The sequence below is a fragment of the Amycolatopsis stemonae genome, from assembly GCF_054781455.1.
Genome location: NZ_BAAGUJ010000001.1, coordinates 1,128,222 through 1,142,393 on the forward strand (window position 1 = coordinate 1,128,222; position 14,172 = coordinate 1,142,393).

Consider the following 14,172-nt stretch of genomic DNA (forward strand, 5'->3'; position numbering starts at 1 on the left):
TCTCAAGGACGCTGACCCGGCTGTTTCGTTGCACGGGTTCACGGAGAATATCGCGAGTGTTACCCGATCGAGACCTGGTGACGCAGCTGACCCGCAAATAACTGGTACCCACGTACCACTCTGCGGCATACTGGTACGCGTGTCCCACTCCGAAGGTCGTACGACTCTGGCCGATTACCGCAGCGCGCTGACGACCCGCGCGGCGCGGCGGCCCGCTGTCGCGTCGGTGCTCGCCCGGCTGCCGATCGCGATGATCGGCATCTCGGCGCTGCTCTACGTCCAGCGCGAGACCGGCTCCTTCGCCGCGGCCGGGCTCGTCTCGGCCGGTTCACTCGTCGGGGTGTCGGTGGGCGCGGTGATCCAGGGCCGGCTGATCGACCGCTTCGGCCCGACGCGGCCGCTGCTCGTCGTCGCGGTCACCCTGGCGCTGTCGATGACCGCGCTGGTGACGTCGATCGAGTCGCACGCGCCGACCCCGGTGATGGTCGCGCTGGGTGCGGTCACCGGGCTGTCCGAGCCGATGGTCGGCTCGGCTTCGCGCGCGCTGTGGAGCCGTCTGCTGCCTCCGGGTGGCGCGCGCAACGCCGCGTTCTCGTACGAGGCGATCAGCATGGAGGTGTTCTTCATCCTCGGCCCCGGCCTCGCCGGGCTGCTGGTCATGGCGCCGTGGGCGGGTACCGGCCTGGTGCTGGGCGTCGCGCTGCAGTTCACCGGCGCGGTGATGTTCGCGCTGAGCCCGGCGGTCCGCTCGTGGGGTCCGTCGGCCTCTTCCTCGGGGACGCTGCTGGGTGCGCTGGCGAGCCCGGGCATGCGGACGCTGGCGCTGGCCGCGCTCGGCTTCGGCATCGTGATCGGCTTCGTCGAGGTCGCGGTGCCGGCGTCGGCCACCGAGGCGGGTCACGCGTCCGTGGGTGGCCTGCTGCTTTCGGCGTGGTCGCTGAGCTCGGTGGCGTTCGGTGTGGCGTACAGCCTGCGCCCGTGGCCGCGCCGGCTCGGCCTGCGGCTGCCGGCGCTGCTGGGCGCGTTCGGTGCGCTGGTGGCGCTGCTCGCGTGGCCGTCGTCGCTGTGGGGACTGGCGCTGATGATGCTGCTGGCGGGCGCGTTGATCACGCCGCAGTCGACGGCCCATTCGTCGGCGATCGAGGTGGTCGCGCCCGCCGGGACGGCCGCCGAGGCGTTCGGCTGGGTCCTGACGGCGGTGACGCTCGGCTTGGCGGCCGGGCAGTCGGTCAGCGGGTACGTCGTGGAGCACGCCGGGCCGTCCGCCGCGTTCCTCGCGGCGAGCGTGGCCGGGCTGGTGCTGGCGGTGGCCGTCTGGCAGCTGCGCGGGACGGTCCGCGCGCCTCGGCAAGCGTCGGCGGTCGAGTCGCCTTCGCTGGTCGGTGCGGGCCGGTAGGTCTCGCGCCGTTTTTGTCGGTGGTCGCCGCTAGCTTGGCGGGTATGGACGTCACCGCGCCTGCCCACCGCCTCTCGGCGGCTGTCTCCGCCGCTGCCCGGCTGCTGCCCGCCCGCGCCGGGCTGCGGTTGCGGGCGGACGCGGCCGGGCTGACGGTCGCCGGCAGCGACCCGGATCTCACCGTCCGGTTCGCCTGCCCGGCGACCTCGCACACCGACGGCGAGGTCGTCGTCCCGGCGGCACCGCTGGCCGAGACGCTGAAGATGCTCGACGCCGAGCTGGTCCGCCTGGTCGTCGAAGGCAGCCGCCTCGCCTTGCGGCTCGACAACGCCCGCTTCGCGCTGCCACTCCTGACCGCCGAAACGACCCCACCGGACGCCGAGCCGGTCCGGGTGTCCGAAGTGGACGGAGCAGCGTTCGCGTCGGCGCTTCGGATCGTCGCGGGAACGGCGGCGAAGGACGACCCGCTCCCGCTGTTCACCGGCGTCCGGCTCCAGGCGGCCGAGCACCTGACCCTGACGGCGTCGGACCGCTACCGGATGGCCGTGGCCCGCCTGCCGTTGCGCACCCCCGGCGCACTGGACGTCCTGGTCCCGGCGACGTTGCTGACGGAGGCCGCGCGCCAGGCGAAGGGCACGGTCGGCCTGCACGCGGGCCCGGGCCGCTTCGGCCTGAGCTGGGAGGGCGGCCTGATCGGCACGGCGGTCCTGGACGCGGGCTTCCTCTCGGCGGACTCGATCCCGTCAGGCACGGTCGACACCACGGTGACCTTGAACGCCGACGCCCTGGCGGCGGCGGTCCGCCGCGTCGGGGTGTACGCGGAGGACCGGCGAGTCCTGACCCTGGAGGTGGGCGACGCCCAGGTCCGCCTGGCGAGCACCCGCCAAGACACGGGCGAAGCGGAGGAGACCCTGAAGGCGGACGTCGGCGGAGGCCGGACCTCCCCGTCGTTCCAGGCGAGGTACCTCCTCGACGCCTTGCACGCATTCACCGGCGAGCGCGTGACGCTGTCGATCCAGCCGGGGATGCGAGCATGCATCCTCCGGGTGGCGGACCCCGGTCCCGGCGAGGTGGAGCTGACCTACTACCTGATGCCGATGCTCAGCCGATGAGCCCGGCGGTGAACACGACGCACTGGGCCGCCTTCAACGACGAAGGTGTGGGCCGCCTTCCTCCACGGAACGCGGCCGGCGCGATCAGCCCGCCGCAGCTGCCTTGACCGCGGCCTCCACCTCGGCGAAGGAGGGGTTGACCATCGCCGTCGAGCCGACGATCACGGTCGGCACGGTCTCGTTGCCGTTCGCGACCTCGCGCACGCGTGCGGCGGCGTCCGGGTCCTCCCAGATGTTGATCTTGCGGACGTTGAAGCCGCTCTTCGACATCGGCCGGTCCAGCGCGGCGCAGAATCCGCACCCCGGGCGCCAGTAGAACTCGACCTCGACGTTGCTCATCCCTGTTCCTCCGACCGCAAGTAGTCCAGCTGCGCCTGCACGCTCAGTTCGGCGGGCGCCCACAGCGCCCGGTCGACGTCGGCGTACACGACCTCGACGACCTGGCGCGGCGTGGCGTCCGCCCCCAGCGTCTTCAAGGCCGAACGCACCTGGTCCAGCCGCTGTTCCCGATGGGCAAGGTACGCACGGGCGGTAGCGGGGAGATCGGGGAGCTCTGGACCGTGCCCGGGCAGCCCGAGCAGGCCCGCCGGCAGCTCGATCAGCTTCCGCAGGGAGCGCAGGTAGTCGCCGAGGTCGTGCAACACGGTCGTGCCGCGGCCGAGGATCGTGTCGCCGGTCAGCACCTGGCCGTCGAGCACGAGCGACACCGAGTCGTCGGTGTGGCCGGGCGTGTGCAGCACGCGGATCGACAGCCCGCCGGCGTCGATGACCTCACCATCCACAAAGGATGAGGCGGCGACGCACAGCGAGGGGTCGAACGCCCGGACCGGCGCGCCGACCCGCTCGGCGAGCCACGGCGCGCCCTCGGCGTGGTCGGGGTGGAAGTGCGTCAGCAGGATCAGCTCGACCTCGCCGGCCGCGGCCAGCAGTTCGAGGTGCTCGAGGTCGCGGTAGCCCGGGTCGACGACCACGGCGGGGGTCGACGGCGTCGCGCGCAGCACCCAGCTGTTCGTGCCTTCGAGCGTCATCGACGACGGGTTGTTCTCCAGCAGCACCGAAGCCGTCTCGGACACCTGGCGCAGCACGCCGTAGGCGGGGGCGGTCATCGCTGCTCCAGCACGACGCGGACCTGGTCGTTCTCCTGGACGAGCGTCGGCGCGATCCGGACGATCTCGCGCGGCGCGTTCAGGATGTCGTCGGCCGTGGCGAACTCGGCCAGTTCGCTCAGTGTCAGCCAGGTCGGCGGCATGAGCATGCGACGGCCTTCGCGCGCGTCGGCGATCGCGGCTTCCGGGCGCTGCCAGCCGGAGCCGGCCGCCTCCGACGTCGCGCCGTCGGCGTGCTGGCCCTCGGGCAGTTTCGCGACGTAGAAGCGGGTGTCGTAGCGGCGCGGCTCCTCCTCGGGCGTGATCCAGTGCGCCCACGGGCGCAGCAGGTCGGCCCGCAGCGTCAGCCCGGCGTCGGCGAGGAAGGCGGCCAGCGACACCTCGCGCGTCTCCAGGGCCTGGCGCGCGGCCGCGTACGGCGAGACGTCGGTGAGCACCGCGTCCGCGCTGCCCGCGAGCAGCACGCCGGACTCCTCGAACGTCTCGCGGACCGCCGCGCAGGTCAGCGCCCGCGCGAGGGCGTCGTCGCAGCCGAAGCGCGAAGCCCACCACGAGGGTTCCGGGCCGGCCCAGGCGACCGACGCGTCGGCGTCGCGCTTGTCGACCCCGCCGCCCGGGAAGACGGTCATCCCGCCCGCGAACGGCATGCCCTTGACCCGGTGCTGCAGGAAGATCTCGACGCCGTCGGCGCCGTCCCGGACCAGGATCACGGTGGCCGCGTCCTTGGGGACGGCGGGCGGCCCGTCGGCGTTCGCGCGGGTGGCTACCCCGGCGCCGACGGGGATGTCGAAGACAAACTCCTTTGGCTGCTCCACCGGGGAAACATACCTCCGGTACCCGGCGTTCCGTCGCGCGGTTGTGGCACGCCGGACACGGAAAAGGCGGAGCTTTCACGGGAAAGCTCCGCCTTTTCCGAGACGGGCCTAGGGGGCGGTCCAGCCGCGCTGGTCACCACCGGACCGGGACGCGCCGTTGAGCCGCATCTTCGCCGCCTCCGCGCGTTCGCGCTCGGCCAGCTCGGCGTGCAGCTCCCGCAGCAGCGCGCGGTCGCGCTCGCTCAGGCTCGGGTCGTCCAGGTCCAGCGCCGGCAGCTCGACGACCTCGTGCATCGACGGCTTGCCCGCGGCGATCTCGCGGCCCTTCTCCGGGTCCTCGGCCAGCGCCTGCCGCAGCTGCGCGACCTCGGCCGGCGTCAGGTCGGCGGTGCGCTCGGCCCGCGTCTCGGACCGCTCCGACCGCGACTGGCGCGGCGGCTCCGGGGCCGGCTGAGGAGGCGGCGGCGAAACGATCGGCACCACCGGGGCGACCGGCTCGGGCGGAGCCGACGGGGCCGCCGTGGCGGCGCTCGACCGCATGCTGTGCCGGCTGCCCGACTCCGCGACCGGTTCCGGCGTCACCGGGGCCGGCGGCTTGACGGGCTCCGGGCGGTACGGCGACGAGCTCGACGTCGGGCTGCCCGTCACCCACGCCGGCGACGCGGCCGCCGAAGCGGCCTGGTGGTACTCGGAGTGCGCGACACCCGGACCGCTGACCTCGACGACCGAGTGGATGCCGGCCCGGCGCAGCGCCGTGTCGACGCGGAACGCGACGGCCGGCGGGTTGCCTTCCGGCCCCAGCTCGACGAGCACCACGCGCTGCGGCAACGCGCCCGGCACGCTGCCGGCCGGGGTGTTGCGCCACACCGCGTGCACCGAGCGGACGTCCGGCAGCACCTGCAGGGTGCGGTCGAGCGCCTCGGCGATGCCGAACTCCGGGGAGTTCTCGCCGGTGAACCGGTGCGTGTTGACCGGCTCGGCCTCGTCGACCAGCAGGTCGTTCGCCAGCGTCGCGTCGGACCGGCTCATCTCGAGGACCAGCGCCAGCTCGCGCTGCTCGGCGGAGCTGACCGGGATCCGGCCCGCGATGAGCGTGCCGGTGGTCAGCTCGACCGCCTCGTCGATGTGCGCCCGGGCGATCAGCTCACGTGCTTCGGTGAGTGCGCTGTCGTCGATCCGGCCCGCCAGGGCCAGTAACAGGTTGTGCAGGCGCAGGGGCACCGAGAACCCGTCCATGGGCGGGCCGTCGTGGACCTCCACCATTGCCTTGCTCCCTCCCAGCTCGCTGGCGGGCGAGCGTTATGCGGCTACTAGCCGGTTCCCCGCCACCGCGCCCACGCAGACCAGCTCTGAGTCGGCCAGCGCGGCCCGGTGGTACCCCGGCAGGTCGAAGCGCGGCGGAATGACCTCGACGCTGGGCTCTTCGTCGCCCAGCACTCGCAGCACCCGCTGCAGTTCACCGGTCAACCTCGGCAGACCGCTCAGCGCGGTGATCAGCAGGACGCGCTTGGCGGTGCCCTGTCCGACCACGCCGACGTGCCGCCAGCTCTGCCGCACTTCCCCCACATCCGGCCGTCCCCGCAACGTTGCGTGGATCAAAACGGACACGGAGTCGACCGAGTTAACCCATTCGGGCGCACTCGACGTGAATGTGTACCGGTTCTCGGTGACGTCGTCTACCCCCAGCGTCGAACTGACCTGGTGCCAGTCGGCGCCGTGCGGGATGAGCCCGGCCACGAGCAGCCGGTACTCCGTCTGGTCGAGGTCAATCCTGTGCTTAAGCAAAGACCTCGGCAGGGTCCGGGCGAGCGTGCCCATGGCACCCTCGCCGAGCCAGTCGCGGAACCGCCACAGCAGCTGGTCGGGCAGCCGCCCGGCCAGCCGGAGCAGCAGTTCGTGGGTGGACTGCTCGATGTCCGGGTCCATCACTGCACCTCCACGATCAGTTCGACCTCCACCGGCGAGCCGATGGGCAGCTCCGCGACGCCGACGGCCGAGCGGGCGTGGATGCCCGCGTCGCCGAAGACCTCGCCGAGGAGCTCGGACGCGCCGTTGACGACCGCCGGCTGGCCGGTGAAGCCCTCCGCGGAAGCCACGAAGCCGACAACCTTGACGATCCGCGCGATGTTGTCAATGCCCACCAGCGCGTGCACCGCCGCGAGCGCGTTGAGCACCGAAGTGCGAGCGTGCCCCTTCGCCTCTTCGGGGCTGATCTCCGCGCCGACCTTGCCGGTCGCGGCGAGCACGCCGTCGACGAAGGGCAGCTGGCCGGAGGTGTAGACGTGCTTGCCGCTCTGGACGGCGGGCACGTACGCGGCCAGCGGGGCCGCCACGCCGGGCAGCTCGATGCCGAGCTCCTTCAGCCGTTCGCTCCAGCTCACGCGGATCAGCCCTTCGGACGCTTGAGGTACGCGACGTGCTGCTCGCCCGTCGGGTTCGGCAGCACGGTGACCAGCTCCCAGCCGTCCTCGCCCCACTGGTCGAGGATCTGCTTCGTCGCGTGGATCAGGAGGGGGACGGTCGCGTACTCCCACTTGGTGGCGCTCATGACCCGGGAGCGTAGCCAAGCGGGCAAGCGCGCCGGGGGCCGCCGCCGGATTCGGGCCCGCGACGCGCCGTCGCGCGCGCCGACTGTGGTTCATCTCACGCTCACCCTCGCCGCCCGGGCGGCCGCTAACGTTGGTCCGTGGAAACGTGGCGCGTGATCGCGACCGTGCTGCTCGCGGCGGCCGGGCTGCCCCTCGTGCTCGTCGTGATGGCGAAGGTGCGGGACCGGACGCAGAATTCCGGCTCGGTCGCCGTCGGCGGCGTGGTGACCCTCACGCTGCTGGTCGTCATCGGTGTGCTCACCCTCACCGTGCTGCCCGGGCTCGTCGCCTGGGTGCTGGTCGCGGCGGTCGCCGCTGCGGTCAGCGTCATGCTGCTCGCCAGCTGAGCGCTGATTTAGGGTGAAGAAGTGACCACTTCCCATGCCGGCTGGACCGACGAGCTTGCCCGTGCCCGGCTGCACTTCGTCACCGGCAAGGGCGGGACCGGCAAGACGACCCTGGCCGCCGCGCTCGGGCTCGCGCTCGCCCGCGAAGGCCGGCGCGTGCTGCTCATCGAGGTCGAGGGCCGCCAGGGCATCGCCCAGCTCTTCGACACGGAGCCGCTGCCGTACGCCGAGCAGCGCATCGCGGCCGTCCCCGGCGGGGGTGAGCTGCGCGCGCTGCACATCGACGTCGAAGCCGCGCTGCTCGAGTACTTCGAGATGTTCTACAACCTGGGCTTCGCCGGCCGGACGCTGCGGCGGATGGGCGCGATCGAGTTCGCGACCACGCTCGCGCCGGGCCTGAGGGACGTCCTGCTCACCGGGAAGATCAAGGAGTGCGTCGGGCGCACCGAGTCCGACGGGCGGCACACCTACGACGCCGTCGTCGTCGACTCGCCGCCGACCGGCCGGGTCGTCAAGTTCCTCGACGTCACCAAGGCCCTGACCGACCTCGCGAAGACCGGCCCGATCCGCGGCCAGGCCGAGGGCGTCGTGCGGCTGCTGCACTCCGGCGAGACCGTGATCCACCTGGCCACGCTGCTGGAGGAGATGCCGGTCCGCGAGACCGTCGAGGCCGTGGCCGAGCTGGACGGCGCCGACCTGCGCCCGGGCGCGGTGCTCGTCAACCGGGTCCGGCCGCCGCGGCTGCCCGCCCGGTCGGTGACCGCGGCCGCGGACGGGCGCGTCGACGCCTCCCGCGTCCGCTCCGGGCTCGCGGCCGCCGGGCTGAAGCTGCCGGAGGAGACGCTGGACGCGCTGGTCGAGGAGACCGTCGAGCACGCCGTGCGGGTCGCCGCCGAGCAGCGGGCGCGCGAGCAGCTCGCCGAGGCCGACCTGCCCACCCTCGAGCTGCCGGACCTGACCGACGGCGTCGACGTCGCGGCCCTCTACGACCTGGCCGAAGCCCTGACCGACCAGGGGGTGCGGGTGTGACCACCATCGACATCGACGCGATGCTCGACGACCCGGAGAGCCGCGTGATCGTCTGCTGCGGCTCCGGCGGCGTCGGCAAGACGACCACCGCGGCGGCGCTGGCGTTGCGCGCGGCCGAGCGCGGCCGCCAGACCGTCGTGCTCACCATCGACCCCGCCCGGCGCCTCGCGCAGGCGCTGGGCCTGCGCGAACTCGGCAACCACCCGAAGCAGGTGCAGGTCGAAGGGTTCGAGCCCAAGGGCGAGCTGTGGGCGATGATGCTCGACATGCGCCGCACCTTCGACGACATGGTGCGCGTGCACGCCGGCCCGGAACGCGCCGAGCAGCTGCTGAAGAACCCCTTCTACCAGACCATTTCCACGTCGTTCTCCGGCACGCAGGAGTACATGGCGATGGAGAAGCTGGGCCAGCTCGCGGCGACCGGCGACTGGGACCTGATCATCGTGGACACCCCGCCGAGCCGGTCCGCTTTGGACTTCCTGGACGCGCCGACGCGGCTCTCGTCCGCTTTGGACGGCCGGATGATCCGGCTCCTGACGGGTCCGGCGAAGGCCGGCGGCTGGGGCCTGCGCAAGGTCGTCAACGCCGGGTTCTCGATGTTCGCGAAGGCGGTCTCGACGATCATCGGCGGCCAGCTGCTGACCGACGCGTCGGCGTTCATGCAGGCCTTCGACAGCATGTTCGGCGGCTTCCGCGAGCGCGCCCGCAAGACCGCCGAGCTGCTGCGCTCGTCGGGGACGTCGTTCCTGGTGGTCGCGGCACCGGAGCCGGACGCGCTGCGCGAGGCGTCCTACTTCGTCGAGCGGCTGTCGGCGGAGTCGATGCCGCTGGCCGGGCTGATCGCGAACCGGACGCACCCGGTGCTGGCCTCGCTGTCGGGCGCGGAGGCGCGCGCGGCCGCGGACACGTTGCAGGGCGCGCCGCTGGCCGAGGCCGTGCTGCGGCTGCACGCGGACCGCGTCGACCTGGCGGCCCGCGAAGAACGGCTGCTCGCGCGGTTCACCCGGGCCCACCCCGAGGTGGCGTTGGCCCGGGTGCCCGCGCTGGCCGGTGACGTGCACGACCTCGACGGCCTGCGCGACATCGGCGTGAAGCTCGCCGGCTGAGCGTCGTGGGCGGCGCGCCGGCAGGGCCGCGCCGCCCACGGCCGCTCAGCCGACCTGGACCCGCTCCTCCGCGTCCCGCTTGGCCGCGTCGAGCAGGTCCGCCCAGCTCACCACGTCGGGGCGGCGGCGCAGCAGCGCCCGCCGCTCCCGTTCGGTCATGCCTCCCCACACGCCGAAGTTGATCCGGCCGTCGAGTGCTTCGGCGAGGCATTCGGTGCGCACCGGGCAGCCCATGCAGACCGCCTTGGCCCGGTTCTGCTCCGCGCCCCGGACGAACAGGCCGTCCGGATCGGCGTCCCGGCAGGACGCGTTGATTCGCCAGCTCGACTGGTTGGTTTCCATACCCCCAGCTCCCTACCCTGGTGATCGACGCACCAGCGGGGAAAGGCAACTGCGCTCCTTGCCCCCGCGAGCGTGTCTCCCTCTGCTCACGTCGGTTCCCGGGCACCTCCCCGGTGCCGGTGCCGCCGTTCGGACCAGGCGAGCTCCCACTCGCGTTGATCCATCCGACGGCTTTTCTTCGTGAGACGTTGACGGACTGTAGGGGCCCTCGGTTCCCCCCGCCAAGACCTAGAATGCCTTCCGTTACCAGATGTCACCGAAGGGGGTCGGTTTTGTCACTGATTTCACACCTCCGGAGACACGGCGTCACCGGCGCCTGACTCACTCCGGGTAGCCTGGCCCTCGTGCGAAAAGCGGATGGTTTGTTCAAGCTCATCGGCCTCTGCCTGCTCGCCGGGGTGCTCTTGGCCGGAATGCTGTTCCCCGTCGTGGGGGCGGCCGGCGTCATGTCCAACCAGGCCAGCGAGACGGTGGAGAAGACCTCCTCCGACCTCGCCGACATCCCGCCACCGCTGGTCACCACGGTCACGGACAGCACGGGCAAGCCGATCGCGACCCTCTACGACCAGTACCGGCTGCCGATCACGCCGGACCAGATCAACGAGGCCATGAAGTGGGCCCTGGTCTCCGTCGAGGACAAGCGGTTCTACGACCACCACGGCGTCGACTGGCAGGGCACGCTGCGCGCGGCCGTCAGCAACAGCACCGGCGCGGACACCCAGGGCGCCTCGACGCTGACCCAGCAGTACGTGAAGAACTACCTCATCAACGTCGTGTACCGGAACGACCAGGTCGGCCAGAAGAAGGCCCAGGAGCAGTCGATCGCCCGCAAGCTGAAGGAAGCGCGGATCGCGATCCAGCTCGAGACCAAGCTGAGCAAGCAGCAGATCCTCGCCGGCTACCTGAACATCGTCGAGTTCTCCCGGCAGATCTTCGGCATCGGCGCCGCCGCGCACGCGTACTTCAACACCACGCCCGAGAAGCTCACGGTGCCGCAGGCGGCGCTGCTGGCCGGGCTCGTGAACAACCCGATCAACAACGACCCGTGGAAGCACCCGGACAAGGCCACCCAGCGCCGCAACCTGGTGCTCGACCGGATGGTGGAGAACAAGAAGCTGGCCAAGGCCGACGCGGACCGCTTCAAGGGCGAGCCGCTGGGCGTCGTGCCGGACTTCCCCGCGAAGCCCGCCGCCAACTGCATCGGCGCGGGCACCGAAGCCGGGTTCTTCTGCCAGTACGTCGAGGACTACCTGATCAAGTCCGGCATGACGAAGGACCAGCTCTACACCGGCGGCTACACGATCAAGACGACGCTGGACGAGAAGGCGAACCACGAAGCGAAGGTTTCGGCCGAGGAGCAGGTCAAGAAAACCCAGCCGTACGTGGCGAACACCTTGTCGCTCATCCGGCCCGGGAAGAACAGACACGAAGTCGTCGCGCTGGCGGCGAACCGCGACTACGGTCAGGACCAGGACGCCGGGCAGACGACGTACGCGCTCCCCGCGGGCGTCTACAACACCGGCGGTGCGGGGTCGACGTACAAGATCTTCACGACGGCCGCGGCGATGGAGAAGGGCGTCGCGGGGATCTATTCGCCCGTCGACGTGCCGGACACCTACGTCTCGCACGTCTTCACCGGTGGCGGCAACAGCTGCCCGAAGACCGGGCCGCCGCAGAACTCGCGGTGGTACTGCGTCGGCAACGCCGGTGACTACAGCCGGATCGCCCAGGGCGCGAACGTCCAGATCGCGCTCGCGACGTCGCCGAACACCGCGTTCGTCGAACTCGAGGACCGGCTCGGCAGCACCGCACCCGGCATCGACATGGCCAAGCGGCTCGGCATGCGCGAGACGATGGCCAGCACGCCCGGCGGCGGCACGGTCGACCCGAAGTCCGACGACCCGGGCAAGCGCCGGAGCCAGGCCGAGGTCTACGGGCCGGACAGCCGGTCTCCCGGATACGGCGCGTTCACCCTCGGCTTCAGCCCGCTGAGCGGACTCGAGCTGGGCAACGTCGCGGCGACGATCCTGTCCGGTGGCGTCTGGTGCCCGCCGACGCCGATCGCCGGCGTGACCGACCGCAGCGGCCAGCCGGTGCCGGTCAAGGAAGCGGCGTGCGAGCAGGCCGTGCCCGAAGGCCTGGCGAACACGCTCGCCGTCGGCATGAGCAAGGACGACCAGCCCGGCGGCACGTCGGCGCAGGCGGCCTCCGCGGTCGGCTGGGACCGGCCGATCATCGGCAAGACGGGCACGACGCAGGGCAACGTCTCCGCGACGTTCGTCGGCGGCACCCCGCAGCTGGCGGGTGCGGCGATGACGTTCAAGTTCGGCGGCGGTCAGGGCGGCATCTGCGACGCCGGACCGGGCAACGTCCGCGTGTGCGGCAGCGGGAACATCTTCGGTGGCAAGGCTCCGGCCCGCACGTGGTTCGGCGCGATGAAGAACATCATGGACGACAGCCAGCCGAGAACGGACCTGCCGCAACCGGATCCGCAGTACATGGGCGGTGGCGGCCGGTAGCCCGGCCCGGGTGATCGGCACAGCGGTGCCGATCACCCGCCGGGCATGGTGGACAGGATCTGCTCGTTCCACCAGTAGTAGAGCTGGTCCAGCTCGTCGGCGTTGGTGACCTTCGCCGACTTCAGGACGCCGGCCATCAGGTTCTGCTCGTCCGTCCACACGAGCATCGCCGGGTCGCCGAGGTAGCACGTCAGGTACTCGCCGTCGACCGGGTGGCGGGTCTCCGCGCGGTAGTACGTGCCCCAGATCTTCGGCGCCTTCAGCGGTCGGCACGCGCCTTGGGCGTCGTTGCGGGTCAGGCCCTGGGACTTCACGATGCTCTGGAAGAACGCGTCCATCGCGCCCGCGTCGGCGAACCGGAGGAACCGTGCGCCCGTCGGCTGTTTGAAGACCACGTTGCCCGACTGGGCGTCCCCGATGTTCGAGTCGGCGCACTCGACCGCCGCGACCGCGCCGGCGTCCGGGGCCGCGTCGCCGCAGGTGGCGTTTCCCTTGTACGCCAGGGGAAGCGCGTCGTACAGCTTGCCGTCGTGCGGCGCCTGCTGGTCCGAAGTGGACGGTGGCGGCGTGGACTCGGGCGTCGTCGACGTCGGGGGTGTGACGGTCACCGGTGGCGTCACCGAACCCGGGTGGCCGGTCTGGGTCGTGCTGTCCTTGGTCACCAGGTACGTGATCAGCAACGCGACCACGACGACGCCGGCCAGCGCGCCGCACAGCGCGATCCACCCGGTCCGCCGGGACTTCGGTGGTGCGACCGGCCCCGGCGGGGCGGTGAACGGACGCGGGTACGGCGCGGGAACGGCGACCGGCCCGGAGGACGTGGGCGGTGGTGCGGCGAGCGTGGGCCGCGGCGGGGTCACCGGGCCCGGTGTCGTGAGCTGCCACGTCGGGATCGGGGCCGCCGGTGCGCTCACCGCGGCCCGGACCGCCTGGGCGAAGGCCGTCGCCGTCGGGTAGCGGTCGGCCGGGTTCTTCGCCATTCCGCGCGCCACCACGGCGTCCAGTGCGGGCGGCAGGCCCGGCCGCTCGCGCGACGGCGCCGGCGGCGGCGCGGTCAGGTGCGCGCCCATCTGCGCGGCCGCGCCCTCCGCGGCGAACGGGCGGTGCCCGGTCAGGCATTCGAAGAACACGCACGCGAGCGCGTAGACGTCGACGAGCCCGGTGATCGGCGCCTCGCCGAAGCGTTCCGGGGCCATGTAGTCGAGCGTGCCGATCACGTTGCCGGTGCCGGTGATCGACGTGCCCTCGCCCGACATCGACCGCGCGATGCCGAAGTCCACGAGGTACACGAAGTCCGCGTTCGTGACGAGCACGTTGGACGGCTTGACGTCGCGGTGCACCAGGCCGTCCGCGTGGGCCGCGTCGAGCGCGCCCGCGACCTGCTCGACGATGCCGGCCGCCCGCGCGGGGTCCAGGGGCCCGGCTTCCAGCAGTTCCTTGAGGTCGCGGCCTTCGACGAGCCGCATGTCGAGGTACAGCCGGCCGTCGATCTCGCCGTACGCGTGGATCGGGATGACGTGCGGTTCCCGCAGCCGCGCGACGATCTGCGACTCGCGCCGGAACCGCGCGCGGAACGCCTCGTCCGCGACGAAGGGATCGGACAACAGTTTCAGCGCGACGACCCGGTCGTGCGCGGTGTCGTAGGCGCGGTGGACCTCGCCCATGCCCCCGCGGCCGAGCAGGCCCTCGATCCGGTACGGCCCGAACTGCTCCATCGTTCTCCCCAAGCCCCCCGGCTTGAATCCCGTCTGTCGGGCCGACGCAAATGCTAAGCGTCAGGTTCCCCGTAACGGCGGCGAAGTCATCCAACTG

The 14,172-nt window shown here is 71.9% G+C and carries 15 protein-coding genes; 6 read left to right on the forward strand and 9 right to left on the reverse strand.

Features of this window, described 5'->3' with window-relative positions:
* Positions 1-139 precede the first annotated feature (139 nt).
* A complete protein-coding gene (locus ACYVLJ_RS05590) occupies positions 140-1,396 on the forward strand; it encodes an MFS transporter (protein ID WP_460437955.1) in 1,257 nt (418 codons plus the stop codon).
* 44 nt (positions 1,397-1,440) lie between these two features.
* Complete coding sequence (locus ACYVLJ_RS05595; protein ID WP_460437956.1) at positions 1,441-2,508, forward strand: DNA polymerase III subunit beta; 1,068 nt, start codon at positions 1,441-1,443, stop codon at positions 2,506-2,508.
* A gap of 84 nt (positions 2,509-2,592) precedes the next feature.
* On the opposite strand, the gene ACYVLJ_RS05600 is transcribed toward ACYVLJ_RS05595, so the two are convergent.
* The 7 genes from ACYVLJ_RS05600 to ACYVLJ_RS05630 all read right to left on the reverse strand — a co-directional run bounded on the left by ACYVLJ_RS05600 (position 2,593) and on the right by ACYVLJ_RS05630 (position 6,977).
* Complete coding sequence (locus ACYVLJ_RS05600; protein WP_451969369.1) at positions 2,593-2,847, reverse strand: glutaredoxin family protein; 255 nt, start codon at positions 2,845-2,847, stop codon at positions 2,593-2,595.
* Entirely contained in the window at positions 2,844-3,614 is a 771-nt protein-coding gene (locus ACYVLJ_RS05605; protein ID WP_451969371.1) for an MBL fold metallo-hydrolase, read from the reverse strand. Before ACYVLJ_RS05605 ends, ACYVLJ_RS05600 begins: the two co-directional genes overlap by 4 nt.
* On the reverse strand, positions 3,611-4,429 hold the full coding sequence (locus tag ACYVLJ_RS05610; protein WP_451969373.1) for an NUDIX hydrolase: 819 nt from the start codon (positions 4,427-4,429) through the stop codon (positions 3,611-3,613). The genes ACYVLJ_RS05605 and ACYVLJ_RS05610 overlap by 4 nt, the downstream gene beginning before the upstream one ends.
* A 108-nt stretch (positions 4,430-4,537) precedes the next feature.
* Positions 4,538-5,692, reverse strand: coding sequence for a hypothetical protein (locus ACYVLJ_RS05615; RefSeq protein WP_460437957.1), 1,155 nt, complete (start codon positions 5,690-5,692; stop codon positions 4,538-4,540).
* A gap of 36 nt (positions 5,693-5,728) precedes the next feature.
* Positions 5,729-6,355, reverse strand: coding sequence for a hypothetical protein (locus ACYVLJ_RS05620; RefSeq protein ID WP_247058879.1), 627 nt, complete (start codon positions 6,353-6,355; stop codon positions 5,729-5,731).
* The gene (locus tag ACYVLJ_RS05625) at positions 6,355-6,810 is read right to left on the reverse strand and encodes a RidA family protein (RefSeq protein ID WP_451969377.1); all 456 of its coding nucleotides are present in this window, start codon (positions 6,808-6,810) and stop codon (positions 6,355-6,357) included. Before ACYVLJ_RS05625 ends, ACYVLJ_RS05620 begins: the two co-directional genes overlap by 1 nt.
* A gap of 5 nt (positions 6,811-6,815) precedes the next feature.
* Positions 6,816-6,977 carry a DUF4177 domain-containing protein gene (locus ACYVLJ_RS05630; RefSeq protein ID WP_086679227.1) on the reverse strand — a complete coding sequence of 54 codons (162 nt, stop codon included), beginning with the start codon at positions 6,975-6,977 and terminating at the stop codon, positions 6,816-6,818.
* Positions 6,978-7,115: 138 nt separating this feature from the next.
* Here ACYVLJ_RS05630 and ACYVLJ_RS05635 point away from each other — a divergent pair, with 138 nt between their 5' ends.
* The 3 genes from ACYVLJ_RS05635 to ACYVLJ_RS05645 are packed head-to-tail and all read left to right on the forward strand — an operon-like array spanning position 7,116 to position 9,499.
* A complete protein-coding gene (locus ACYVLJ_RS05635) occupies positions 7,116-7,364 on the forward strand; it encodes a hypothetical protein (protein WP_451969379.1) in 249 nt (82 codons plus the stop codon).
* Between the two features lie 21 nt (positions 7,365-7,385).
* Positions 7,386-8,393: an ArsA-related P-loop ATPase gene (locus tag ACYVLJ_RS05640; RefSeq protein ID WP_451969381.1), complete on the forward strand. Its 1,008-nt coding sequence runs from the start codon at positions 7,386-7,388 to the stop codon at positions 8,391-8,393.
* 20 nt (positions 8,394-8,413) lie between these two features.
* Positions 8,414-9,499 (forward strand): ArsA family ATPase, encoded by a 1,086-nt coding sequence (locus ACYVLJ_RS05645; RefSeq protein ID WP_451969884.1) that lies wholly within the window; start codon positions 8,414-8,416, stop codon positions 9,497-9,499.
* A 45-nt stretch (positions 9,500-9,544) separates the two neighbouring features.
* Here the strand turns inward: ACYVLJ_RS05645 and ACYVLJ_RS05650 are convergent, their stop codons facing one another.
* Positions 9,545-9,841, reverse strand: coding sequence for a WhiB family transcriptional regulator (locus ACYVLJ_RS05650; RefSeq protein ID WP_451969383.1), 297 nt, complete (start codon positions 9,839-9,841; stop codon positions 9,545-9,547).
* A gap of 344 nt (positions 9,842-10,185) precedes the next feature.
* Here ACYVLJ_RS05650 and ACYVLJ_RS05655 point away from each other — a divergent pair, with 344 nt between their 5' ends.
* The gene (locus ACYVLJ_RS05655; protein ID WP_451969385.1) at positions 10,186-12,360 is read left to right on the forward strand and encodes a transglycosylase domain-containing protein; all 2,175 of its coding nucleotides are present in this window, start codon (positions 10,186-10,188) and stop codon (positions 12,358-12,360) included.
* 32 nt (positions 12,361-12,392) lie between these two features.
* On the opposite strand, the gene ACYVLJ_RS05660 is transcribed toward ACYVLJ_RS05655, so the two are convergent.
* A complete protein-coding gene (locus ACYVLJ_RS05660) occupies positions 12,393-14,075 on the reverse strand; it encodes a serine/threonine-protein kinase (RefSeq protein ID WP_460437958.1) in 1,683 nt (560 codons plus the stop codon).
* Positions 14,076-14,172 lie beyond the last annotated feature (97 nt).

What these genes read in the sequence shown, in the direction of transcription:
- ACYVLJ_RS05595 (WP_460437956.1), top strand. Translation starts at nt 1,441, where the DNA reads ATGGACGTCACCGCGCCTGCCCACCGCCTCTCGGCGGCTGTCTCCGCC.
- ACYVLJ_RS05650 (WP_451969383.1), bottom strand. Translation starts at nt 9,841, where the DNA reads ATGGAAACCAACCAGTCGAGCTGGCGAATCAACGCGTCCTGCCGGGAC.
- ACYVLJ_RS05620 (WP_247058879.1), bottom strand. Translation starts at nt 6,355, where the DNA reads ATGGACCCGGACATCGAGCAGTCCACCCACGAACTGCTGCTCCGGCTG.
- ACYVLJ_RS05600 (WP_451969369.1), bottom strand. Translation starts at nt 2,847, where the DNA reads ATGAGCAACGTCGAGGTCGAGTTCTACTGGCGCCCGGGGTGCGGATTC.
- ACYVLJ_RS05605 (WP_451969371.1), bottom strand. Translation starts at nt 3,614, where the DNA reads ATGACCGCCCCCGCCTACGGCGTGCTGCGCCAGGTGTCCGAGACGGCT.
- ACYVLJ_RS05660 (WP_460437958.1), bottom strand. Translation starts at nt 14,075, where the DNA reads ATGGAGCAGTTCGGGCCGTACCGGATCGAGGGCCTGCTCGGCCGCGGG.
- ACYVLJ_RS05645 (WP_451969884.1), top strand. Translation starts at nt 8,414, where the DNA reads ATGCTCGACGACCCGGAGAGCCGCGTGATCGTCTGCTGCGGCTCCGGC.
- ACYVLJ_RS05615 (WP_460437957.1), bottom strand. Translation starts at nt 5,692, where the DNA reads ATGGTGGAGGTCCACGACGGCCCGCCCATGGACGGGTTCTCGGTGCCC.
- ACYVLJ_RS05630 (WP_086679227.1), bottom strand. Translation starts at nt 6,977, where the DNA reads ATGAGCGCCACCAAGTGGGAGTACGCGACCGTCCCCCTCCTGATCCAC.